Source organism: uncultured Exiguobacterium sp. (assembly GCF_964277885.1).
Classification (GTDB): Bacteria; Bacillota; Bacilli; order Exiguobacteriales; family Exiguobacteriaceae; genus Exiguobacterium_A.
The window spans coordinates 589,437-613,185 of sequence record NZ_CAXYJR010000005.1 but is presented as its reverse complement, the minus strand read 5'-3'; the positions used below and the strand labels follow the sequence as shown (position 1 = coordinate 613,185).

The following is a 23,749-nucleotide window of genomic DNA, read 5'->3' as shown; positions in this document are numbered from 1 at the left end:
CAAGCACCCTCGACGCTAGTCTTGGGTGCTTGTGCTTGGTTTTAGTACGGAACAAAGTCATATCGTTCAGCTGTTGCATACGTATATTCGTTTAATTTCGTAAATAAGACGATTCTTCCTAATCCAACATCTTTGACACTATTTTGTTGCATGTATTGTTTTTCTGTTTCCGTAAATGAGTTATAAATTGGTGCATATCCATCGCTTTGAAACGGTTGCATTTGAATCGCACGATCGGCGTTTTCGAACGTATTATAGCGAATCGTTCCGCCGATGATGCCTCGCCCTAAAATCGTCATTGCTTTTCCGTCTGCCCGGTGTACATTGCGAATCGTATTGTTGATAACGGTCGGATTTTTCCAGTTCATCATTGAAATGGCATAGTCCTTCGTCTTATCGATCAAGTTATTTTCAATCCGGATATTCGTGTGTAAACGATTCTCTGTATATTGATGTGTGCCAATGGCGACGTTAATGTTAGAAAAAACATTGTTTCGAATCGTGATATCCGAATTCGGTGTACCATCTTGAGCAGACCACTTCCACGGAAAACCTTTCGTGATTGGATCCGGTGTGTCTAAGTTGATCGATTCGTTTGGTCCTGTATTCGCTATCATCGTCGCATCCACAAACTTCATATTTTCAATCGTCGCGTTTTTCGTCGCGTCTAACTCCATCGCATGTGACCCTTTTTGATTACGCACTGTGATGCCACCGATATATAAATTTTGATTGTGTGCAATCGCAAAGGCAGATCCTCGTGAAAAACCGTTTAAATCGATTTGCGCGTTCCCTTTTCCTATGATGCGTGCGTTTTTCGTACCGTTGTATTTCGACATTTTTTTATTCAGACGTAACACAGACGGTGCTACTAGGTCAAAGACACTCGTGGTCGCACTGATTTTCGACGTCCCCGTTTCAGATGTCTTTTTGATGATGACTCCGTCTTCTAAAATGACCGTCGTGTTCGATGGGATTCCGACACGCAGGGGAGATAGATACGTTCCTTTCGTTAAAACTAGTGTACCTCCACCCTCTTTTTCAAGTCTTTCTAAATAAGAACGCATCGTATAATGATTTCGCGTTTTCGCATTGTAGGTCGTATATTTTCGAATCAAGGGATCGATCGCTTCTGTTTTTGGTGTAATGCGATATGTCTTTTTTGTTGTCGCTGCTTTGGGCTGTTCAGCTGAAGTTCCCATGAACAAGAGAGAGGCAGCAAGCGTTACTGTCAGTGTTCGTTTCAATGTCATACGTCCTTTCTACTCATAAAACAAATTTATCCATTTCCCATTACATTCTAATCCTTTTCCAAATAAAAATAAATATTTCCATCTTCTTTTTTTAAAAATTAACTCTCTTGTTTATCGGATCTACTCCATTTGTTTTAAAGGATATACAAAAAAAACCGATCATCCCGTAAAACGGAACAATCGGTAATACGTCATTATTTTGAACGGTTCGCGATTTCTTGTTCTAAATCAGCGACGAATTGTTCAAGTGATGCGTTGCTTGAGTCTTTTGAACCGTAGCGACGAATGTTGACTTCGCGCGATTCGACTTCTTTATCACCTAGAACGAGCATGACTGGTACTTTATTGACTTGTGCTTCACGAATCCGGTATCCGAGTTTCTCGTCACGGAAATCTGTTTCGACACGAATTCCTTTTTTCAACAAGATCGCTTTGATTTCACGGGCATAGTCTTCATGAACTTTAGAAACCGGAATCAATTTCACTTGAACAGGTGCGAGCCATGTTGGGAAAGCGCCTTTGTATTCTTCGATCAAGTATGCAACGAATCGTTCCATCGTCGAAACGACACCTCGGTGTAAGACGACCGGACGGTGATCTTGTCCGTCATTTCCTTTGTACGTCAATTCGAATCGCTCTGGTAAGAGGAAGTCGAGTTGGACTGTCGAAAGCGTCTCATCTTTACCAAGTGCTGTCCGAACTTGAACGTCAAGCTTTGGTCCGTAGAAGGCAGCTTCGCCTTCTGCTTCGAAATATTCCAGTTCGAGCTCATCCATTGTTTCTTTCAACTCACGTTGCGCCATTTCCCAAATCGCATCGTTATCGAAGTACTTCTCTTTATCCGCTGGGTCACGGTACGAAAGACGGAATTTGTAATCCGTGATTCCGAAGTCAGCATAGACTTCTTGAATGAGGTGAACGATAGCTTTGAACTCATCCTTCATTTGGTCAGGGCGAACGAACGTATGCCCATCGTTAAGGACCATGTAGCGAACGCGCTGAAGACCAGTCAAGGCACCAGACATTTCGTAACGGTGCATGCCACCAAGCTCCGCGACACGAAGCGGTAAATCACGGTACGAACGCGGTTCGTTCTTGTAGACCATCATGTGATGTGGACAGTTCATCGGACGAAGAACGAGTTCTTCATTGTCCATCTCCATTTTCGGGAACATGTCATCTTGATAGTGATCCCAGTGACCCGATGTCTTGTATAGATCGACTGAACCGAGAACCGGTGTGTAGACGTGCTCATATCCAAGTTCGAGTTCTTTATCGACGATATAACGCTCGACCGTCCGACGGATTGCTGCTCCTTTTGGTAGCCACATCGGGAGTCCTTGACCGACTTCTTGAGAAGTGAAGAACAAGCCAAGTTCCTTCCCGAGCTTACGGTGATCCCGCTCTTTCGCTTCAGCGAGGAAGTGGAGATGTTGTTTCAGCTGATCTTTTGTCGCCCATGCTGTACCGTAAATCCGTTGTAACATCTTGTTTTTGGAATCACCACGCCAGTAAGCACCAGCAATGCTCATCAATTTGAAGACTTGTAACTTCGCTGTCGCTGGAACGTGAGGTCCACGGCAGAGATCGAAGAATTCGCCTTGACGGTAAATCGTCAAATCCTGATCAGCAGGAATCGATTCGATCAATTCGACTTTCAACGGATCATTGAGTTCTTTATAGATCGCGAGTGCTTCGTCGCGCGAGACGACTTCCCGTTCGATTGGCAAATTCTCACCGGCGATTTTATTCATCATTTTCTCGATTTCTGGTAAGTCTTCTTCTGTCAGACGACGTTCCATATCGATGTCATAGTAGAAACCATTCTCGATTGTCGGTCCGATTCCAAGATGAATCGTTTCATCTGGGTACAGACGTTTGATCGCTTGTGCCATCAAGTGAGCTGAAGAGTGACGAATCAAGTCGAGTCCTTCTTCTGAATCCGGCATGATCAATTCGATTGTGCCGTCCTCTTCGATTGGACGACGGTAATCGATGGCGTGCCCGTTTAGTTTGGCAGCAAATGCTTTTTTACGAAGTCCTGGGCTGATTGATGCAGCGACTTCTTCTGCTGTCGTACCGACTGCGAATTCCTTTACGGCGCCATCTGGAAATGTAAGTGCGATGTTTGACATGACTGTTTCCCCCTTTAACAAAATAAAAAAGACTCATCCCTAAAAAGGGACGAGTCTTAATCTCGTGGTACCACCCTCGTTCCCGGACCATTCACTGGTTCGGCTCGAACACGCGTTAACGGGCGTGAGGCGCAAACGGATTAGCCCCGTTCGTGCTATGAGGGAGTAAAGACATGAATGATTCCATGAGAAGCTTCCACCATTCTTCTCTCGCTAGTTTGGTTCATTTCATACTTCATATCCTCAATCGTTGCATCGTCTATTGACGTGTCATTAGTATAACGAATCGGCCGCTTCCTTGACAAGGAAAATTAGTAGCGACGTCGATTTTCACCAAGGAACTCGATCGGTTGTGTCGTCGTCCGGATCCGTTCCATCAGTCGTGCGGCTTTTAATTTATCGCCTTGATCGTTCGTAATCCCGAAATGGAGCTCGAGTTCATCATACGATAAGTTCGAGCTGAACAATGTCGGCAGACGATGCATCATACGATATTGCAAAATGATCCCAAACAATTCATCCCGTACCCACGGACTGATCGACTCTGCGCCGATATCGTCAATTAATAAGACTGGAATCGTTTGGAAGCCTTCGAGGAACGTATCGAACGAGTCAGACCGGATCCGTCGTTTCGCTTCAGCGACGAACCCCGGGGCATGGACGAGAATCGTAGCAATCCGTTCTTTCTTCAGTGCATTCCCGATCGCAGCCAAGAGATACGTTTTCCCGACACCAAAGCTACCGTGCAGGTACAGTCCCTTTACATGCTCTTTTGAACGCAGATGATTGAGGAACTGCGAAGCCGCACGCAAGGCGAGCTTCCGGTCCGTCGTCGACAAGTCGAAATCACTGAAGTTCGCATCGCGCACTTCATCTGGCAGGAACAAGCTCTTGAATTTCTTCTCAAGCGCACGTTCATCCTCGCGGTCTTTGAGTGCTTGTGACTTCTCATACGAGACGACGATCTGTCCTTTTTCGACGTGCAGGATCGGCTGGTAGCCTTCGATGACGGCTTTACTTTCAATCAGTCGATTTCCGTCCATCTGTTCCGCGTATTCATTCAGCTTGAGCATGCCCCGTTCGATCATCCGTTGATCGATTTCCGGATGTGTCCGTAAGAACATGACGACCCCCGGATGAGACAACACCCGTTGTTGAATCGCTCGAACCGATTCTGCGACGTCCGGTCGACTTAATATTTTTTCGATAGATGATTGGATATGTTCCATGTCCCGACTCCTTTAGTTCCCCTTCAGTTCTCGTAAGATCCGTTCCATCTCTTCATCGTCTGGAACATCTGCTTCGAAACTCGCTTTTTTAGAGGCTTCATACTGCTGTTGTTTTGCCTTTTCTTCTTGCAACCACTTCGGATTCGGACCACCGTTCGTATTGCTTGTCCGTCCCCGACGTCCACCAACGGTCTGACGCGCGCGTTCTTGTTTTTGCTCCTGTTTCTTCGCGATCAAGTCATCCTGCTCCTGCGTTTTCGCCAGTGCTTCGGACGCCGTCACGTACCCTTTCTGTTTCCAATCATCGACGATCGATAAAAGGAAGTTCTTACTGAATCGGTTGTCTTTTTTGACGACGAGCGCATAGTAGTAAGCGGCATTGACGATCCCAGACGACATTTCATAATCGATGATCAGTTGCTGGATCAACTCTTCATCGCGTTCAGACAGCGCTTTGACCTTCCGTAACTTCGCGACATAATGCTTCGGATGGGTGCTTTCCATCGTTTCCGTCGCTTCGACGTCTCCGACCTCGATTGTGTCGAGTGAGGCGACCTTCGCTTTTTTCTCGCGGCTGAGTTTTTGTTTCGCTGACAACATCATCTGTTTGCAACGTTCTTGTTTCTCAGCATCGGTCATCGGCAAGTATGCTTCGTGACGGAAACGGGCATTCAACAGTTCCGCCATCAATGCTTCATTCGACTGCGTGACGTAAGCAAGCTTCACGAGCAGATGATCGATCGCCTTTGAGTAAAATGTTCGTGGCAGGAAACGATCAGTTTGTCGCTTCATCTCTTCTAGATCAAACGAATAATCAAATTCATACACCGCACGTTCCTGTTTCGCATAAGCTTTTGGCTGATGCGCGGAAGCAAGACCAGCCTTCACATCGAATACTTGATCAAACCGAACCGTCCGATCAACGATGTTCTTCGGAAGTGGCTCTGTCCGGAAACGATGCTGTAACGACCGGAACCGGATTTCACCAACGCGGTAGAACAGCAGACTCGATAACACTCCATCATTCAAGAAAGTGTTCGGCGCGAGCGGCACTCTGATTTGATAGATGTAGCGATACGCGGCTTGGCGCGCTTCGAACGTCCGAATCAACCCGATGCCTTCTAGCTTGAATAACTCTTCCTTGAACTCATCGACCGAAAAACCGAGTAGCGTTCCAAGTTCCGCATGGGAGATGTATTGGGATTTTGTTTTCCCCGGAATCATCTCACTCCAAAAGGTTTGATAGAGCCCAAGCGCTTTGACACCGATGATTGGTTGGTACAAATAATATAAAGATTGATAGGCTTCACGGTCGACGACACCATTGCTCATCACTAAGCAAAGATCGGTACCGGAAAGTTCACGTTCTACCATCTGACTCGTCCTTTCCTTAGGGAGAAAAAGAGAGGTACGCTGACCGGACAGACGACCTCTCTCATATCACGTTCAATTTTCACGGTCATTTTCTTGATGTCGCTCCATCAGCTCTGAGAGCTCTTGGAAGAAGACATTGATGTCCTTGAATTGTTTATAAACACTCGCAAAGCGGACGTATGCCACTTCATCGACGGAAGCTAATTCATTTAACACGAGACGTCCAACCTGCTCACTTGGAATCTCATGCTGAGCCGTCGCCCGTAATGCCTTTTCAACCCGACTGACGACCATTTCCAGCTGTTCAATCGAAATCGGACGTTTTTCACAGGCACGCACTAGTCCCCGCAAAATTTTCTCGCGATTGAATTCGTCACGTGTTCCGTCTTTCTTTACAATGATTAAAGGGGTCTGTTCGACCATTTCGAATGTCGTAAAACGATAGCCGCAAGACTCGCATTCACGTCTTCTTCGAATCGAACCGAAATCCTGGACTGGTCTTGAGTCCAGTACTTTTGTTCCGTTAAAATTACAGGCTGGACAGCGCATGCCGTACCTCCGTTCAGGTGATTTCTTTTGTTCCAATCATTTTTAATCGGTATCCTGCGTCAAGCGACGCATAGATGCGCTCGATGTGTTTTTCGAGATCAGGTCCGAGAAGACTTTCACGGTGTAAGAAGAGATCGACAGCCGTACGTCCGCCTGCGACCATGATGACGGTCGCGAGTCCGTCGACTTCTTTTAATGTAAAAGCGAGTTCTCCACGTTCCGCGTCAACACGACGAACCGTTCCGCCATCTTGCTTTAAGATATTTTCTAAACCAGCAAACAACATTTCAACCGTTGCCGCGTAGTAGTGTGTGCGTAAGTTTTCGTTTTTATGTGTATCGGATGTCTCTAGCTGTTTTTGCAAACGTTCCTTCAGTCCCATGGTCATCCTCTTTTCTTTGTTTCTTCTACTATTAAGAATAACAGACGTCAGACATATTAAAAAGCCCTCGTCTGAACGACGAGGGCTTGACGAATTCGTGTGTATTGTCAGTTGACGTGCTGGACAGTAGCCGCTGGAACTTGAACAGGTCCCATACCACGTGGAATTTCGACATTTTCACGGATTTTCGCATCGAGCTTTTCAGCAATATAATTCGCTGCGATGGCTGGATCGATCCGATCCCCACAAGTAAAGACATCAACCGATGCATACCCGTGCTCTGGGAAACTGTGAATCGTTAAGTGCGATTCAGAGATAATGACGACGCCACTGACGCCGTGTGGTGCAAACTTGTGGAATGCTACTTCTCGTACTTCTGCACCTGCTTGAAGTGCTGCGTCAACGAAAAGTCGTTCAACGAATTCCATGTCGTTCAATTTTTCAGGATTACAATCCCAAAGTTCTGCAATAATGTGTCTTCCCATAGTATCCATTTGTGGATCCCCCCTACATTCAATGGTCTTCAAAGTAGTTGATCACTTACTTTGCGCCTGAGTCGTTCGCACCCACGGGGGAAAGTTAGTCCAGAGAGGTCCTAACCCTTTAAGCTGCGATTGCCAGACCGATTGAAGTTCACGATTTGAATTATAGCGAGTATCAAAAAGATACACAAGGATAAATTTCAAAAATTAATACATTTCTAGAAAAAAAACGGGACAGATCCCGTCATTCCTGGAATCTGCCCGTTATCATTAATTCAATTCAAGTTCTTTTTCAACCGTTCCCATCGCCTCTAAATGCGCCGAAACAAGGTGTACGAGATCGACGACACGGCAGGAGTAACCCCACTCATTATCGTACCAAGCGAGGACCTTCACCTGACGACCTCCCATGACCATCGTCGAGAGTCCGTCGACGACCGTCGAACGCTCTTCTCCGTTGAAGTCGATCGAGACGAGCGGTTCCATTGTCATTCCTAGAATGCCTTCAAGCGCACCGTCCGCTGCCTTCGTGAACGCTTCGTTCACTTCAGCAACTGTCGTATCGCGACTGACTTCTACGACAAGATCGACAAGTGAGACGTTTGGTGTCGGGACACGAAGCGCGAGTCCATTCAATTTTCCTTCCAAGTGTGGTAAAACGAGAGAAATCGCCTTTGCCGCACCTGTTGATGTCGGAATGATCGATGAGCCGCACGCACGGGCACGACGTAAATCCTTATGTGGATTATCGATATTATTTTGATCGTTTGTAAACGCATGCACCGTCGTCACGAGACCGGATTCGATGCCGAATGCCCGATCGATGACTTGCACGACAGGTGCGAGACAGTTCGTCGTACATGATGCGTTCGAGACGATAGCATCTGTTTCATGATCATACATGTCGTCATTGACACCCATGACGATCGTCCGGACATCCCCTTTAGCAGGTGCCGTGATGACGACCTTTTTTGCGCCTGCCACTAAATGCTTCGCAGCACCCGTATCTGAGTTGAACTTTCCTGTCGCTTCGACGACGATATCGATGCCGAGTTCCCCCCACGGCAATAGCTCAGGATTGCGTTCACTGACGATTTGAATTTGTCTTCCGTCAACCATCAACGCCCCATCGATGATGTCGACCGGATAATTGAATTTCCCGTGTACTGTATCGTACTTGATTAAATGCGCGAGCGTTTCGACTGGATAACTCGCATTGATTGCTACGACTTCGCTTTTCCCCTCAGCGATCAGACGTCGAAAGACCATTCGACCAATTCGACCAAAACCATTGACTGCCACCTTGACTCCCATGTGCGGATCCCCCTTCAATGTGACGGATGTAGCTCCGTTTACAGATAGAACTATATCATGAAATGTAAGCGATTTCATTATGTTCTCTAAAAAAAGTGAGAGAAGATGGAAACTTCTCTCACTTCACGATTTTTTTCATGTTCTGTCATCATCTGCGGTGATCGTCGTATCGACTTAACCACCGATCGATTTGTTGGTATAACGAATCGAGACTACCTTCGTTAAAGAACACATCATCTGCAAGCTCTTTTTTCTGTTCGATGCTAAGTTGCGCATGAATACGTGCATATGCTTCTGCTTCCGATAGATCATTACGTTGTATCAATCGCCTTAACTGCATGTCCTCTGGACAATAGACGACTACGACACGATCAAATAGACTCCGCCAATCTCCCTCGAGCAGCAATGGAATATCAAAAACAACAAGCGAATGTCCTGAACGTTCATAGGCATCTGCTTCATCGAGCATCTGTTGTCGAATAATCGGATGCATCAACTGATTCAATTGTTGTCGTTTTTCACTATCCTGAAAAATAATTTGTCCAAGTTTTGGACGAACGAGACGTCCTTCCTCGAATGCTTCCGGGAAGACCATCTTGACCGCCTCATAGGCTCGCCCTCCCGGCTCAACGACTTCTCGCGCAACGAGATCCGCATCGATGACTGCTATTCCTTTTTGCTTCAGATAGCTAGAGACCGTACTTTTACCGGTGGCGATACTGCCCGTCAGACCCACCCTCATAAGGCGACCTGTTGGCACGTCGGACAGAAGTGTGTTCCCCGTCCACCGACTTTGATTTTTTCAATGGCAGTGCCGCAACGGGGACACGGTTCGCCCTTTTGACCGTATACCGCGAGTTGAAGCTGGAACTCACCTTTTCCGGAAGGTGAGACATAACTTCGGATCGTACTTCCTCCCGCTTCCACCGCTTGTCGTAAGACGTCGATTCCGGCTTGATGAATGCGTGAGATATCGTCAAGTGTCAAGGCACCGGCTTTTGTTAACGGATGGACGCGTGCCGCGTGAAGGGTCTCATCGACATAGATGTTACCGAGACCAAGGAAAATCGATTGGTCGAGCAATGCCGTTTTAATCGGACTTCTTTTTTTACGAATTAAATTCTCCGCTAATACTTCTGCTGTGAACTCCGGATCAAACGGTTCACGCTCCAGTTGTGCCAGTGGAGCAGTCTGCATCGCTGTTTCCTTATCACGCAACTCCATCGTTCCGAACTTTCGAACGTCATTGTAATGAAGCTCCGAACCATCCGTGAAACGGAAGACGACATGGGTATGTTTATCCCGCTCGACCGGTTGCGGATACGGGAAGTACTTCCCCTCCATCCGTAAATGGCTGACGAGATAAAAACGATCAAAATCAAAGAGTAGGAACTTACCGCGACGTTCAACACGTTCGATTCGTTCTTGATGTAAGGCATCTGCAAATGGTGCTACTTCCATCCCCCGAATCATTTTCGGATGGTAGACTTTGACGGAAGAGACTGTCTTTCCAGAGACCGAACGTTCTAAACTGCGGCGAACGGTCTCGACTTCAGGTAATTCAGGCACATCTATTCCTCCTTGCTTACTTCGTTTCGTACCACGTATGTCCTGCGCCCCCATCGACGCGTAGCGGTACGGATAGTTCGACGGTCTGCTCCATCGCTTGCTTGACAAGCGCTTGTAGCGCATCGAGTTCTTCGTCTGGTGCTTCAAAAATCAATTCATCGTGTACTTGTAATAACAAACGTGCTTTCAGATCAGATGCCTGTAAGGCAGCATGGACATCAAGCATCGCTTTTTTAATGATATCCGCAGCCGAACCTTGAATCGGTGTATTAATTGCCGTACGTTCGGCAAAACCGCGTAAGTTGAAATTTTTCGAATTGATATCCGGGATGTTACGGCGCCGGTTCATCAACGTTTCGACGAATCCATTCGCTCGTGCCGTCTCGATCGCCGTATCCATAAACTGTTTGATTTGTGGGAACAGCTCGAAATAACGATCGATGAACGATTGTGCTTCCTTCCGCGTGATGTTCAAGTTTTGTGACAGTCCATAATCGCTGATACCGTAAATGATGCCGAAGTTGACAGCTTTCGCCTGACGCCGCATGTTTCCTGTGACATCCTCCGGTTCGACACCAAAGACACTACTTGCCGTTTGAGTATGGATATCCTCATCATGGAGGAACGCATCGACAAGCGTCTGATCCTGCGACATATCAGCCATGACACGTAATTCGATTTGTGAATAATCGGCAGCGTACAGTGACCAGCCTTCTTCACTCGGAACGAAGGCTTTTCGAATCTTCCGGCCTTCTTCAATCCGAATCGGGATATTCTGAAGGTTCGGATTGACCGAACTTAAACGGCCGGTCTGGGCGATCGTTTGAGCAAAACGAGTATGAATCTTTCCGTCTTCCTTTATGACTTTTTGTAATCCTTCGACATACGTCGACTGCAACTTTTGGAGCTCGCGGTAAAGCATGATGTGATCGATGACCGGATGCAATGGGCGCAGTTTTTCAAGAACGTCTGCGGCAGTCGAATAGCCGGTCTTTGTTTTCTTGAAGGCGGGTAGTTCGAGTTTTTCAAACAGAATCACACCGAGTTGTTTCGGTGAATTGATATTGAACGACTCACCTGCCGCTTCAAAGACCAACGTCTCAAGTTCCGTAAGACGTCCGGCAAGATCTGATTGCATCGATTGGAGCGTCGCGACATCGACACGAATCCCCGTCCACTCCATCTCAGCGAGGACACCTGATAATGGACGCTCTAGTGATTCATACAGCTCATATTGCTGATTCGCCTTCAACTCTTCCCGGACTTTCGGGAACAATAATTCGATCATCCGTGCTTTCTCTGCAAGATAAGGGTGTAATACGTCATCCGCTGGTGCTAGCCGTTTAGCTCCCTTACCGAGGACTGCTTCTTCGTTCGGTGCCATCAATGCATAATGACCAGCAATTGAAGCGAGGGTCGTACCGCCACTTAAGTTCAATAAGTAACCCGCTAATAATAGATCCTCATAACCGTTTAAGGTTAAGCCATGCTTACGCAATGCGAATGCGACTTGTTTGGCATCGAGACAAATCTTTCGATGTTCCGACTCGATCCATTGGCGGAATGCCGGATCCTCGACAAGCGTTGGGGCAGCAACATAGATCGTGTCAGGCGTCGCAATCGCAAACCCAATGATGTCTTCTTCCATGTAATCCTCTCGCAGCTGTTCAGCGAGCAACACCGCATCGGTGACGTTTTCAGGAAGTGAAGTGATTGTCACGACATTCAACTGCTCTTTATCCTCTTCTTTGACGACAGGAGCGAATCGATTCGTCAACGACTTGAAGCCAAGCGACTGGAACAACGAATACGGCACTTGAGTATCGACATCACGAATTTGCAGATCATCTAGCGTCGTCTCAAGCGGGACATCGACCTTGATCGTCGCGAGTTCTTTCGAGAGTCGCGCTAACTCTTCGTTCGCGATGACTTTTTCCTTCTGCTTCCCTTTTAAGTCCTCGACGTGCTCATACAGTCCCTCAACAGAACCGTATGCCGAAATTAATTTAACCGCCGTCTTTTCACCAATCCCAGGAATCCCCGGAATATTATCCGATTTATCCCCCATTAACCCCTTCAGATCAATCATTTGAATCGGTTTAAGACCACCGTATGTCTCAGCGAACAGTTCCTCTGTCATGCACTGGACGTCCGTGATGCCACGCTTCGTGATTAAGACTTCGACCTTATCCGTGACGAGTTGAAGTAAATCCTTATCACCCGTGACGATCCGCGTCCGATCCGTCGGCATCGTCCGTGCGAGCGTTCCGATTAAATCATCTGCCTCATAGCGATGGAGTTCCATCATTTGAATGCCGAGCGCTTCGCAGATGTCCCGAACGATTGGAAATTGCTCACGTAGTTCGGACGGTGTCTTTTCTCGACTTCCTTTATACTCCTGATAGACATCGTGACGGAACGTTTCACTCGAAGCATCAAATGCAACGAGCATATGGGTTGGTTGTTCTTCCTCGAGCAACTTCAATAACATCATCGTAAAGCCGTAAGCTGCATTCGTATTTCGTCCTTGCGCATCCGTCATTGGTGGTAATGCGAAAAACGCCCGATAGGTCAACGAGTTCCCATCAATCAATAGCAATTTATTTTCCATCATCTACGCCCCTTTAATCGATTTTCTGTTCCTATTGTATCACTCTGCACACATTTGTTCGCTAAAAACGACCAAAAAAAGACGATTGACTCACGAAGAGTCAATCGCCAAGGGCATGACGACATGGGAGCTGATCCAGTCGCCATACAGATGATGAAGAAGGTACTTTCATCATAAGATACGTCTATTAAGGAAATGTGAATCTACTGTGAAATTCAGCCATGTTTTGGTAAACGAATCGTAAACGTCGTTCCTTGCTGCTCTTCTGAAACGACTTCGATTTCACCGTGGTGAAGATCGACGATGTGTTTAACAATGGCTAGTCCAAGACCCGTTCCGCCTGAATTACGGCTTCGTGCCTTATCGACGCGATAAAAGCGCTCGAAGATGCGCTGCGTCTCTTTCGGATGAATACCGATTCCATCATCTTTTATGATGAGTTGGACAGACTCTTCTCCATCCTCGAGTTGGATCCAGACATTGCCACCGTTCGGCGTATAGTTCAGCGCATTCGCAACCAAATTGACGACGACCTGTTTCAACCGATTCAGATCTGCTCGGATGAAGACTTCTTCCTCTGTTTCGATATGAATCGTCATCTCTTTTTCTTCTGCTCGTCGGTGTAGGAGTGCTGCTGTCTCCCGAACGAGACTCGTCACGTCAACGATTGCTGTCTCGAGCTGATAGTTGTCTTGTTCTAAACGAGACAGCTCAAGCAAATCTTCCACCAATGTTTGCATTCGTTCCGATTCGTCATGGATGATCCGTAAAAACTGCTCTCGGATTTCCGGAACATCTTGCGCACCATCGAGTAATGTTTCCGCAAATCCTTTAATGGAGGTTAGTGGTGTCTTCAATTCGTGACTGACGTTCGCGACGAAGTCTTTACGCATCTGTTCCAGCTTCTTGATTTCCGTGATGTCGTTGAATACGACGGTCGTTCCCTGCACCCGACCATTCTTATCGAAAATCGGAGCAGCACTGACCATGAACGTCCGACTATTGATACCGAACCGGACACTCGACTGCTTTCGATTCGGTTTTTCCGTCAGATAGACATCTTCAATCACCTGACTCATCTTTTCATTCGGAAGTACGCGGTAATACAATTTTCCACTAGATGGTTCATGAATATGGAACATGTCCCGGTAGGTGCGGTTGACGAGCAGGACGTAACCCTTCTCATCAATTAGCATGAGACCGGCTCCCATGTATTCGATCAAGGATTCTAAGCGTGCCCGTTGCATCGCTTCACCGGACGATGCATTCTCGAGATTTCGTGCGAGGAGATTGATGGATCGCCCTAAATCACGTGATTCATCCGGTGCCGCTAACTCGTAGACGCGTGACTTATAATTTCCATGTGACAGCTCGTGCAATACATCGGTCGCCTCCGCGATTGGTCGTAGGAACCGTTTCGTTGAACGATAGATTGTCAAGAAGATGATCACGAGTGACGCAAGGAGTGATAAGAAGATGACCGTCCAAATACGCGAATAGATGATATTCAAATCTTTGGCATAACGAATGAAACTGACGTACACTTCTCCACCATCCGCTGTTGGAACAGGCTTCGTGAACTGGACGACACTGTCATCCGTCTTCGATTCAAACGTACCATCTTCGGGAATCGCTGAGAAATTGAGTGTTGCGACTTTCAGTTTCGTGACATCAACCGGGGTACCGGCGATGATTTCCCCACGTCCGTTAAATAAAATCATGTCAAAATTGGATTCGGCATACAATCGATTCACGTATTGTGCCATATCAGAAACTTCGCGCCCTTGTAGGATCGTCTCGACAAGAGAGGTTTCATCCATCAGTTTTTCCTTTTCATTTTGAACATAGAATTCCTTGAATGATTGTCCAAGTAGAAAACCAAGTGCAACAAGCACCAGACTGATGAAAGAAATCATTTTAAAGATGAACCGTTTCCGATACTTACTCATTCTGGCTTCGGCTCCTCCATCTTATACCCGAGACCGCGAATCGTTTTGATATAAATCGGTTTTTTCGTATTCGGTTCGATTTTTTCACGGACATGACTGATATGCACGTCCACGATGCGCGTATCGCCAACAAAATCATAGTTCCAAATCGCAGATAACAGTTGATCTCGTGTCAGGACACGTCCTTTATTTTTAGCGAGATATACAAGCAGTTCAAATTCCTTAGGTGTCAGTTCAAGACGTTCTTCTGCTTTGAACGCTTCATAGTTATCCGGAACGATTTTGACATCACCAATCAGAATCGTCCCGTCCGTGATCTCATCCGGAGATACGGTCTGATGACTCATCCGTCGTAAGATTGCTTTTACACGGGCAACGACTTCGCGAGGACTAAACGGTTTTGTCAGATAATCGTCCGCACCGAGTTCGAGACCGAGCACCTTATCAAACTCATCGTCCTTTGCCGTCAGCATCAAAATCGGTGTATTGATTTTTTGTTGGCGTAGCCGTTTGCACACTTCCAGACCATCGAGTTCCGGCAACATTAGATCTAGTACGATTAGTGCGGCATCTTGCTTTTCCGCAAGTTTCAAGCCTGACATCCCATCATGTGCCGTTTCGACGACGAAACCAGCCTGTTCTAAATTAAACTTTAATAGTGTTGCAATCGACAATTCATCATCTACCACGATAATTTTATCTTTCAAACCTTGCATCCCCCTCAAGTTTCGTTCTTTCGAATGAGGAATTCCGTGGAATCCGCTTCGTCTGTCTTCATCTTACCGACTTTCACAGGAAAATCACAAATCTTTCTGCTGTTTCTTTACATAATCTTTAAAGGAGATACCGAATCAAACTAGATCGTTCGTGTAAAAGCGATAAAAACGGGGAATCAATACATATCGTTTATTGTAGGAGGTAGAATGTATGGAATGGAACCATCCCCTTTTTGCAGCCATCACGGCATGGTTCATCGCTCAAGCAGCAAAGCTTGTCACGAGTTTGGTACGGACCCGAAAGTTCGACCTGGAGATCATGTTTGCTTCCGGTGGTATGCCTAGTTCACATAGCTCGACCGTCGTCGCGTTAGCCGTAGTCATCGGTTTTCAGGAAGGCTTCTCGTCTTCGCTCTTCGCACTCGCTGCCATATTTGCCACGATCATCATGTATGACGCGACGGGAGTTAGACAAGCCGTTGGTGTTCAGGCAAAATTACTCAATGATTATTTCAAAGGAATTCGTCACGAGACTCCTCTCCTGAATGAACTCGTCGGTCACACCGAGTTTCAAGTATTCGTTGGTCTCTTACTCGGTTTGGCTGTCGGTATCTTGTGGCCCGTTTTCTTCTTTTAATGCAACAGCCCATCCAAAAATCGGATGGGCTGTTTGCATATGAGATAACTTATGGTTTCAAGACGACCTTGATACATCCATCTGTCCGATCATTAAATGTTTGATAGGCAGACGCAGCATCATCGAGTGCCACTCGATGCGTCACGATGTCCGTCGGATCAAATTCCTTATTGATGATTTTCTGGAACAGTTCCGGCATCAAATGGACGACGGGAGCTTGTCCCATTTTCAGTGTGATATTCCGGGTAAAGAAATCGCCAAGTGGGAACTGATTGTATTTTTTAGCGTAAACGCCCGTCAACTGTACGGTACCAAACTTCCGGACAGCGTCCTTCGCAATATCGATCGCACTCAACGTGCCTCCTTGCAGACCAATCTTTTGTTCGATTTTTTCAACAGGTGACATCTTCCCATCAAAACCGACGCAATCAATGACGACGTCTGCCCCACCTTGCGTCAATTCTTTAATGTAAGCACCACTTTCTGCATGATCTGAAAAATTCACCGTTTCGACTTTATTTGTCACTTTGGCGTGATTTAATCGATAGACTTGATCATCCACCGCAATGACACGTTTCGCACCCTGCATCCATGCGAATTTTTGTGTCATCAGTCCGACCGGTCCCGATCCGAGTACGACGACCGTATCCCCTTTTTTCACACCAGCATGTAAGACGCTCCAATATGCTGTAGGTAAAACGTCAGACAAGAACAACAATGCTTCATCTTCTAGTTCACACGATTCAGGAATCACGAGTGGCATGAAATTTCCGAACGGCACTTTTAAATATTCCGCTTGACCACCGGGATGTCCACCAAACTCTTCTGTAAAACCGAAGTATCCGCCTGTATCGACATGCGGATTTCCGTTTGAGTTATCGCATTGACTCTCCATATCATGTTCGCAAAAGAAACAGTGACCACAAGCAACGTTGAACGGTAACACGACACGGTCTCCCCGCTTGACCTTCGTCACGTCTGGTCCAACTTCCTCAACGATGCCCATTGGTTCATGACCAATGACATAGTCTTTGTGAGCCGGCATATTTCCTTGATAGATGTGTAAATCCGAACCACAAATCGCGGTCGACGTGATTTTCACGATGATATCATCGTTTTTGTCAATCGATGGATCCTTGACTTGTTTGACTTGGACATCTTTAGTTCCTTGGTACGTTACGGCGCGCATGTGGAATCCCCCTTAGTGGAATAAAATGACGTACCTTTGTCCTTACCCTAATACAAGCATTTATTCTGCATGTTTTTTAAAATTGGAACTTTTATCCTACATGGATCGTATGATGTGAAATAAGCAATTTATATTACACGCTCATATATGAAAGGAGCCTATCTCGTGGCACGCTGTACTGTTTGTCGTCAATCTTGGTCTGCTCGAACGATTTATCGTTTGATATGGTCTGCTCACGGACTACCTTGCCCGTATTGTCAGAATCCACAGCACCTCCATATGGAACACCAAGGTTACTTCCTTCGAATCGGTTATTTGGTTCCATGGTTCACATTTCTGCTCATACTGGTCTGTCCTTGGTATGCTAAATTATCACACCATGCCTCGCCTTATCGATTATGAAAAGGCGAAAAAGACGAACCTGTCGAAAGTGACAGATTCGTCTTTTTTAGATTCAGGATTTTAATAAGTCGAGTACTGAACGGACGGTAGACGCAGATCGGTTCAGCGCTTCTTGTTCATCGGCAGTCAGTTCGAGTTCGTAGACATGCTCGACACCATTCCCACCAAGGATGACCGGTACACCAAAGTACATATCGTTGTATCCGTATTCGCCTTCGAGATAAGCGATGGCCGGAAGAATACGTCGTTGGTCCTTCAAGATCGCTTCAACCATCTCAGCGATTGCCGCTGCCGGTGCGTAATAAGCGGAACCGTTTCCGAGTAACTGAACGATTTCACCGCCCCCTTTACGGGTCCGGTCAACGATCGCATCCAATCGTTCTTTCGATACGAGCTTCTCAATCGGGATTCCCCCTACTTGCGAATAGCGCAGTAGCGGTACCATATCATCTCCGTGTCCACCAAGCACGAACCCCGATACGTCCTTCACAGAAACGTTGAGTTCTTCTGCTAAGAATGTCCGGAAACGTGCTGTGTCGAGGACGCCGGATTGACCAATGACACGCTCTTTCGGAAAACCAGATGCTTGATAGACCGTATACGTCATCGCATCGACAGGGTTCGTCAAAACAATGATGATTGATTCCGGCGCATGCGCGACGACTTCCTTCGTCACAGCTGTCATGACGGCAGCATTCGTACTCACGAGGTCTTCACGGCTCATACCCGGCTTTCGCGCGATACCGGCAGTGATGACGACGATATCCGCACCGTTGATGTCCGCATAATCCGATGTCCCTTTTACCGAAGCATCAAATCCGATGATTGGCGCTGCTTCTTGTATATCGAGCGCCTTTCCTTTCGTCGGATTTTCTTGCTCTGGCCGGTCGACGAGGACGATATCTCCTAGCTCTCGTTGAGCAAGATAGAGTGCCGTCGTCGCTCCCGTAAAGCCACTTCCAATGACTGCGATCTTCTTCCGTCTGTTCATCGACTCATTCCTCCTGATCGGATTACATGTTTTTGATGAGTTCGTCCGCGAATTCAGAACACTTCACTTCAGTCGCACCATCCATGAGACGCGCGAAGTCGTATGTGACGACTTTCGATTCAATCGATGTTTCCATTGATTTGATGATGAGATCTGCTGCTTCGTTCCAACCGAGGTGACGGAACATCATTTCGCCTGACAAGATGACAGATGATGGGTTTACTTTATCGAGTCCAGCGTATTTCGGTGCTGTACCGTGAGTTGCTTCAAAGATTGCGTGACCTGTCATGTAGTTGATGTTTGCTCCAGGTGCGATTCCGATACCACCGACTTGTGCAGCAAGTGCATCCGAGATGTAGTCACCGTTCAGGTTCATTGTCGCAACGACATCAAACTCTTTTGGACGAGTCAAGATTTGTTGTAAGAAGATATCAGCGATTGAATCTTTTACGATCAATTTACCAGCAGCTTCTGCGTCTGCTTGTGCTTTGTTCGCAGCATCTGTTCCTTCTTCTTCTTTGATACGATCATACTGGTTCCAAGTGAAGACGTGCTCTGCATATTCACGCTCAGCAAGCTCATAACCCCAATTTTTGAAAGCTCCTTCAGTGAACTTCATGATGTTTCCTTTATGAACGAGTGTCAGTGAAGCACGTTTGTTCTCGAGTGCATATTCGATTGCTGCACGAACGAGGCGTTCTGTTCCCTCTTTTGAAATCGGTTTGATTCCAAGACCAGATGTCTCAGGGAAACGGATTTTATTGACACCCATTTCGTTTTGAAGGAATTGAAGCAGTTTTTCAGCACCTTCGCTGCCTTCTGCATATTCGATTCCTGCGTAGATATCTTCAGTGTTCTCACGGAAGATGACCATATCTGTATCTTCTGGGCGTTTAACCGGTGAAGGTACACCTGTGAAGTAACGAACTGGGCGAAGGCATGTGTATAAGTCAAGCTCTTGACGAAGTGCAACGTTCAATGAACGAATACCGCCGCCGACTGGTGTCGTAAGTGGTCCTTTGATTGCAATGATGTGCTCACGGATGAGATCAAGTGTCTCTTCCGGCAACCAGTTGCCTGTCTTGTTGAATGCTTTTTCGCCAGCGTAGACTTCTTTCCATTCAATCTTCTTCTCACCGTTGTATGCTTTTTCAACTGCTGCATCAAATACACGTACCGCTGCGTTCCAGATGTCAGGTCCTGTTCCGTCACCAATGATGAATGGAATGATTGGAGAGTTTGGAACTTGAAGTGTACCGTTCGTTACTGTAATGTTTTCGCCTTGAAGTGTAGCCATGTCTAAAAATCCCCCTTAAGTAATTGTAATCTACATCAAAAATCAGGAGAGGATTACTCCTCTCCGTCCTTTTAACGTTCTTCGATGGACACGTATGTCCGGTGCGTTTCACCCGTGTAATCTGCACGTGGGCGAATCAGACGATTATCGCTATACTGCTCTAAAATGTGCGCCAACCAACCTGACATCCGACTTACTGCAAAGATTGGAGTGAATAGTTCTGTATCAAGTCCAAGTGCATGGTACGTAGAAGCGGAGTAGAAATCAACGTTTGGTTTCAATCCTTTTTCCGACTGGACGATTTCGTCGATCTTAACTGACATCTCATACCATTTCGGTTCCCCGATTTGAGCGGTCAGCTGACGACTCATTTCCTGAAGGTGCTTCGCACGTGGGTCGCCGTCTTTGTAGACACGGTGACCGAAGCCCATGATTTTTTGCTTGTTCTCAAGTTTATTATGAACATACTCGTCAACCTTTTCAACCGAATCAATTTCAAGCAACATCTTCATGACAGCTTCGTTCGCTCCACCGTGAAGAGGTCCTTTTAATGCGCCCATCGCTGCCGTCACACCTGAGTAGACGTCAGAGAGTGTCGCAACACAAACACGTGCCGTGAACGTCGAAGCGTTTAACTCGTGATCTGCATGAAGAACAAGCGCTTGATTAAACGCTTTTTCAGCAACTTCTGTCGGCTCTTCGCCTGTCAACATGAACAGGAAGTTTCCAGCGTAAGAAAGACCTGTTTTAGGTGCGATTGGTTCTTGTCCTTTTTTGATACGCGCATACGCTGTGACGAGTGTTGCGATTTGCGCTTGTAATTTGATGGCTTTAGCGTAATTCGCCTCTGTCGACATATCTTCCGATGTTTCATCGTAAAGCGCGAGTTGAGAGAGCGCTGTCCGAATCGTCGCCATCGCATTCGCCGACTTTGGTGCTGCCTTCATCGTCTCGAGAACGGCAGTCGCAACTGGCGCTTCGGAAATCAATGCTTCCGAAAGTTGCTTTAATTCCTCTTCTTTTGGTAGACGGTCGTTCCACAATAAGAAGACGACTTCCTCAAATGAGGCGTGCTCCGCCAAATCATCAATCGTATAACCGCCATACGTCAATTGACCATCGATGATCGAACTGATTTTCGATGTAGTCGCGACGATTCCTTCTAAACCTTTAGTTTGCGTCATGACAATAATCCCCCTTTTTTTCCCCAGAAATTTAAAACGCTTTCATTTCCGTATTGAAAAAAAGACGTCCACTCAAGAGTCGTTCCCCATGCTTGTACCGCTGTACTCTTGAATAGACCATCTTGTTTCTGTTCTTAGTATAAACAAAATTACCCAAAAAGTGAATGAACTTGCATACTATTATCAAAAAATTAATTCATATCCCTCGCTCATCCCGTGAACGTTTTTGCGATGACATCCCACATCCCGATGACGAGCGCAGCAATACCAGCACCAATCAGCGGACCAACAGGTACTCCTCGGAAGATACCAACTGCGAGAATCGTTCCGGCAAGCAATGCCGTCGTGACGAGTGGATCTTCTTTCATCAGTCCGACACCGTGTGCTGCGACGATTGCAACGAAAATGCCTGATAAAAAGGAAATGATACCGATGTGTCCTCGAATACTTTGAATAAGTTCCTTAAAGCCGATATCCCCTGCAGCAATCGGTACGAGGATTGCTGCCGTGATCAATGTGACGCCCCACGTGATTCCTTTCGCCTGCAAAGAAGGAAACAGTCGACCATCCAGTCCGATCGCCTTGACAATCAATAGGAAGGCTGCAGCGATAATCAATGATTTATTTTGTGCGATGACCCCGATGAAGACGAGGGCAATCAAAAATAGATAAGCTTCCATACGTCCTCCTCATGAAAAAAGACGGACATGACCTAAGTCACGTCCGTCATGAATGGATTATGCGTTATACAGTTTACCTGTCAATGGATCGATTGAGATCATTTGACCGTCTTTGAAGACTGTCAATGCATCTTCGACACCAACGATGACTGGTTTACCGAGTGATGGTCCAACGATTCCAGCATGGCTTGTCAATCCGCCATCAACTGTGATCATTGCTGCAGCCATCTCGATTGCAGGCATCATGTCACGATCTGTTGAGTTCGTAACGAGGATCATACCAGGTTTTGCTTTCGCGTTTGCTTCTTCAGCATTGTTTGCGATGACGACTTCACCAACGACACCACGTTCGCCGATTCCGCGACCGTTCGCGATCTCTTTACCAACGATGTGGACTTTCAACATGTTCGTTGTACCAGCAGTCAATGCAGGGATACCAGCCGAGATGACGACGAGGTCACCGTCTGTGACGAAACCAGCCTCTTTCGCTGTATCAGCGGCAAGTGTCAACATATCATCCGTGTTGTCTGAGAGATGATCGACGACGATTGGGTATACGCCCCAAACGATGTTCAACTGACGTGCGACACGTGCGCTTGGTGTAACAGCGACGATGTTAGGCTCCGGACGGTATTTCGAGATACGTGCTGCTGTGTAACCCGATTGTGTCGGTGTCAAGATTGCTTTTGCATCCAAGTTGATTGCTGTATGCGTAACGGCTTGAGCGATCGCATCCGTTACTGTGTGCTCACTGCGTGTCTGACGATCTTTCAACAAGAGTTTATAGTCGAGCATTTTTTCTGTACGTTTCGCGATCGAGTGCATCATTTTGACAGATTCAATCGGGTAATCCCCTGCTGCTGTCTCACCTGAAAGCATGATCGCATCCGTACCATCAAGAATCGCGTTCGCGACGTCTGATGCTTCAGCACGTGTTGGACGTGGGAAACGTTGCATCGAATCAAGCATTTGTGTTGCTGTGATGACCGGTTTACCGAAGTCATTACAAAGCTTGATCAAGTCTTTTTGAGTTGGTGTCACGTCTTCTGTTGGGATCTCGATACCGAGGTCACCACGCGCTACCATCAAACCGTCTGAAATCGCGAGGATTTCTTCGATGTTATCGACACCTTCTTGATTCTCGATTTTCGGGAAGATTTTGATGTGAGTCGCGTTGTTTTTCTCAAGCAATTGACGAATCGCAACGACATCAGACGCACGGCGCACGAATGATGGTGCGATCAAGTCGACATCACTCTTAATTCCGAATTCGATGTCAGCTACGTCTTTATCAGTCAAAGCAGGAAGGTTAACCTTCACGTTTGGCAAGTTGACACCTTTTTTCGTTTTAATGACACCTTCGTTTTCGATCGAGCAACGAAGTTCACGGTTTGGAAGTTTTTCAATTACACGAAGACCGATGAGACCATCATCAAGCATGATCATCGAACCAACTTCGACGTCATCATAAAGTCCTTCATACGTAACAGAGAACTTATCTTTTGTTCCGACGATTTCGTTTGCGTCACCACTGACGACGATGACTTCTTGTCCACGAACGAGAAGTGCTTTTCCATCTTCAAACGTATGTGTCCGGATTTCTGGACCTTTCGTATCAAGAAGAATCGTAACGATTTTGTTTGCTTCTTTTGCTGCACGACGGATATCCGTGATTCGTGCACCGTGTTCTTCATAATCGCCGTGTGAGAAGTTCAAACGAGCGACGTTCATACCTGCTTCGATCATTTCTGGAAGACGTTTTTCTGACGCCGGTCCGATCGTACATACAATTTTAGTTCTACGCAT

The 23,749-nt window shown here is 46.6% G+C and carries 20 protein-coding genes; 1 reads left to right on the top strand and 19 read right to left on the bottom strand.

Translation table 11 applies throughout. The features are described from left to right. Positions 1-41 precede the first annotated feature (41 nt). From ACHWTJ_RS04765 to ACHWTJ_RS04705, 13 genes are all read right to left on the bottom strand, one after another. Positions 42-1,253, bottom strand: coding sequence for a hypothetical protein (locus tag ACHWTJ_RS04765; RefSeq protein ID WP_394679203.1), 1,212 nt, complete (start codon positions 1,251-1,253; stop codon positions 42-44). A 194-nt stretch (positions 1,254-1,447) separates the two neighbouring features. Then, a complete protein-coding gene (gene thrS / locus ACHWTJ_RS04760) occupies positions 1,448-3,388 on the bottom strand; it encodes a threonine--tRNA ligase (RefSeq protein WP_029342321.1) in 1,941 nt (646 codons plus the stop codon). 311 nt (positions 3,389-3,699) lie between these two features. Further along, on the bottom strand, positions 3,700-4,617 hold the full coding sequence (gene dnaI, locus ACHWTJ_RS04755) for a primosomal protein DnaI (protein WP_023469020.1): 918 nt from the start codon (positions 4,615-4,617) through the stop codon (positions 3,700-3,702). Between the two features lie 12 nt (positions 4,618-4,629). Next, positions 4,630-5,991, bottom strand: coding sequence for a replication initiation and membrane attachment family protein (locus tag ACHWTJ_RS04750; protein WP_023469021.1), 1,362 nt, complete (start codon positions 5,989-5,991; stop codon positions 4,630-4,632). A 72-nt stretch (positions 5,992-6,063) separates the two neighbouring features. Beyond that, complete coding sequence (gene nrdR / locus ACHWTJ_RS04745; RefSeq protein WP_087681224.1) at positions 6,064-6,540, bottom strand: transcriptional regulator NrdR; 477 nt, start codon at positions 6,538-6,540, stop codon at positions 6,064-6,066. A 13-nt stretch (positions 6,541-6,553) separates the two neighbouring features. Beyond that, entirely contained in the window at positions 6,554-6,922 is a 369-nt protein-coding gene (locus ACHWTJ_RS04740) for a hypothetical protein (protein WP_294740433.1), read from the bottom strand. Between the two features lie 107 nt (positions 6,923-7,029). Further along, complete coding sequence (speD, locus tag ACHWTJ_RS04735; RefSeq protein ID WP_023469024.1) at positions 7,030-7,416, bottom strand: adenosylmethionine decarboxylase; 387 nt, start codon at positions 7,414-7,416, stop codon at positions 7,030-7,032. Positions 7,417-7,674: 258 nt separating this feature from the next. Next, entirely contained in the window at positions 7,675-8,718 is a 1,044-nt protein-coding gene (locus ACHWTJ_RS04730; protein ID WP_023469025.1) for a glyceraldehyde-3-phosphate dehydrogenase, read from the bottom strand. A gap of 148 nt (positions 8,719-8,866) precedes the next feature. Beyond that, positions 8,867-9,460, bottom strand: coding sequence for a dephospho-CoA kinase (gene coaE / locus ACHWTJ_RS04725; RefSeq protein WP_294745335.1), 594 nt, complete (start codon positions 9,458-9,460; stop codon positions 8,867-8,869). After that, positions 9,457-10,287: a DNA-formamidopyrimidine glycosylase gene (gene mutM / locus ACHWTJ_RS04720; protein ID WP_394679202.1), complete on the bottom strand. Its 831-nt coding sequence runs from the start codon at positions 10,285-10,287 to the stop codon at positions 9,457-9,459. The genes coaE and mutM overlap by 4 nt, the downstream gene beginning before the upstream one ends. Before the next feature lie 16 nt (positions 10,288-10,303). Next, positions 10,304-12,901 carry a DNA polymerase I gene (polA, locus tag ACHWTJ_RS04715; RefSeq protein WP_394679201.1) on the bottom strand — a complete coding sequence of 866 codons (2,598 nt, stop codon included), beginning with the start codon at positions 12,899-12,901 and terminating at the stop codon, positions 10,304-10,306. Between the two features lie 212 nt (positions 12,902-13,113). Then, a complete protein-coding gene (gene pnpS, locus ACHWTJ_RS04710; RefSeq protein ID WP_294740429.1) occupies positions 13,114-14,847 on the bottom strand; it encodes a two-component system histidine kinase PnpS in 1,734 nt (577 codons plus the stop codon). Continuing rightward, positions 14,844-15,563: a response regulator gene (locus ACHWTJ_RS04705; RefSeq protein WP_394679200.1), complete on the bottom strand. Its 720-nt coding sequence runs from the start codon at positions 15,561-15,563 to the stop codon at positions 14,844-14,846. Before ACHWTJ_RS04705 ends, pnpS begins: the two co-directional genes overlap by 4 nt. Positions 15,564-15,774: 211 nt before the next feature. Here ACHWTJ_RS04705 and ACHWTJ_RS04700 point away from each other — a divergent pair, with 211 nt between their 5' ends. Further along, positions 15,775-16,200: a divergent PAP2 family protein gene (locus tag ACHWTJ_RS04700; RefSeq protein ID WP_035406299.1), complete on the top strand. Its 426-nt coding sequence runs from the start codon at positions 15,775-15,777 to the stop codon at positions 16,198-16,200. A 49-nt stretch (positions 16,201-16,249) separates the two neighbouring features. On the opposite strand, the gene ACHWTJ_RS04695 is transcribed toward ACHWTJ_RS04700, so the two are convergent. From ACHWTJ_RS04695 to pyk, 6 genes are all read right to left on the bottom strand, one after another. Next, the gene (locus ACHWTJ_RS04695) at positions 16,250-17,389 is read right to left on the bottom strand and encodes a zinc-dependent alcohol dehydrogenase (RefSeq protein ID WP_294745331.1); all 1,140 of its coding nucleotides are present in this window, start codon (positions 17,387-17,389) and stop codon (positions 16,250-16,252) included. 454 nt (positions 17,390-17,843) lie between these two features. After that, the gene (gene mdh / locus ACHWTJ_RS04690; RefSeq protein ID WP_294740425.1) at positions 17,844-18,782 is read right to left on the bottom strand and encodes a malate dehydrogenase; all 939 of its coding nucleotides are present in this window, start codon (positions 18,780-18,782) and stop codon (positions 17,844-17,846) included. A 22-nt stretch (positions 18,783-18,804) separates the two neighbouring features. Beyond that, on the bottom strand, positions 18,805-20,079 hold the full coding sequence (gene icd, locus ACHWTJ_RS04685) for an NADP-dependent isocitrate dehydrogenase (RefSeq protein ID WP_294740424.1): 1,275 nt from the start codon (positions 20,077-20,079) through the stop codon (positions 18,805-18,807). Positions 20,080-20,150: 71 nt separating this feature from the next. Next, a complete protein-coding gene (gene citZ, locus ACHWTJ_RS04680; RefSeq protein ID WP_294740423.1) occupies positions 20,151-21,263 on the bottom strand; it encodes a citrate synthase in 1,113 nt (370 codons plus the stop codon). A 209-nt stretch (positions 21,264-21,472) separates the two neighbouring features. Next, a complete protein-coding gene (locus ACHWTJ_RS04675; RefSeq protein WP_294740422.1) occupies positions 21,473-21,943 on the bottom strand; it encodes a DUF441 domain-containing protein in 471 nt (156 codons plus the stop codon). Between the two features lie 57 nt (positions 21,944-22,000). Next, positions 22,001-23,749: a pyruvate kinase gene (gene pyk, locus ACHWTJ_RS04670; RefSeq protein ID WP_294740421.1), complete on the bottom strand. Its 1,749-nt coding sequence runs from the start codon at positions 23,747-23,749 to the stop codon at positions 22,001-22,003.

What these genes read in the sequence shown, in the direction of transcription:
- ACHWTJ_RS04765 (WP_394679203.1), bottom strand. Translation starts at nt 1,253, where the DNA reads ATGACATTGAAACGAACACTGACAGTAACGCTTGCTGCCTCTCTCTTG.
- thrS (WP_029342321.1), bottom strand. Translation starts at nt 3,388, where the DNA reads ATGTCAAACATCGCACTTACATTTCCAGATGGCGCCGTAAAGGAATTC.
- dnaI (WP_023469020.1), bottom strand. Translation starts at nt 4,617, where the DNA reads ATGGAACATATCCAATCATCTATCGAAAAAATATTAAGTCGACCGGAC.
- ACHWTJ_RS04750 (WP_023469021.1), bottom strand. Translation starts at nt 5,991, where the DNA reads ATGGTAGAACGTGAACTTTCCGGTACCGATCTTTGCTTAGTGATGAGC.
- nrdR (WP_087681224.1), bottom strand. Translation starts at nt 6,540, where the DNA reads ATGCGCTGTCCAGCCTGTAATTTTAACGGAACAAAAGTACTGGACTCA.
- ACHWTJ_RS04740 (WP_294740433.1), bottom strand. Translation starts at nt 6,922, where the DNA reads ATGGGACTGAAGGAACGTTTGCAAAAACAGCTAGAGACATCCGATACA.
- speD (WP_023469024.1), bottom strand. Translation starts at nt 7,416, where the DNA reads ATGGATACTATGGGAAGACACATTATTGCAGAACTTTGGGATTGTAAT.
- ACHWTJ_RS04730 (WP_023469025.1), bottom strand. Translation starts at nt 8,718, where the DNA reads ATGGGAGTCAAGGTGGCAGTCAATGGTTTTGGTCGAATTGGTCGAATG.
- coaE (WP_294745335.1), bottom strand. Translation starts at nt 9,460, where the DNA reads ATGAGGGTGGGTCTGACGGGCAGTATCGCCACCGGTAAAAGTACGGTC.
- polA (WP_394679201.1), bottom strand. Translation starts at nt 12,901, where the DNA reads ATGATGGAAAATAAATTGCTATTGATTGATGGGAACTCGTTGACCTAT.
- pnpS (WP_294740429.1), bottom strand. Translation starts at nt 14,847, where the DNA reads ATGAGTAAGTATCGGAAACGGTTCATCTTTAAAATGATTTCTTTCATC.
- ACHWTJ_RS04705 (WP_394679200.1), bottom strand. Translation starts at nt 15,563, where the DNA reads ATGCAAGGTTTGAAAGATAAAATTATCGTGGTAGATGATGAATTGTCG.
- ACHWTJ_RS04700 (WP_035406299.1), top strand. Translation starts at nt 15,775, where the DNA reads ATGGAATGGAACCATCCCCTTTTTGCAGCCATCACGGCATGGTTCATC.
- ACHWTJ_RS04695 (WP_294745331.1), bottom strand. Translation starts at nt 17,389, where the DNA reads ATGCGCGCCGTAACGTACCAAGGAACTAAAGATGTCCAAGTCAAACAA.
- mdh (WP_294740425.1), bottom strand. Translation starts at nt 18,782, where the DNA reads ATGAACAGACGGAAGAAGATCGCAGTCATTGGAAGTGGCTTTACGGGA.
- icd (WP_294740424.1), bottom strand. Translation starts at nt 20,079, where the DNA reads ATGGCTACACTTCAAGGCGAAAACATTACAGTAACGAACGGTACACTT.
- citZ (WP_294740423.1), bottom strand. Translation starts at nt 21,263, where the DNA reads ATGACGCAAACTAAAGGTTTAGAAGGAATCGTCGCGACTACATCGAAA.
- ACHWTJ_RS04675 (WP_294740422.1), bottom strand. Translation starts at nt 21,943, where the DNA reads ATGGAAGCTTATCTATTTTTGATTGCCCTCGTCTTCATCGGGGTCATC.
- pyk (WP_294740421.1), bottom strand. Translation starts at nt 23,749, where the DNA reads ATGCGTAGAACTAAAATTGTATGTACGATCGGACCGGCGTCAGAAAAA.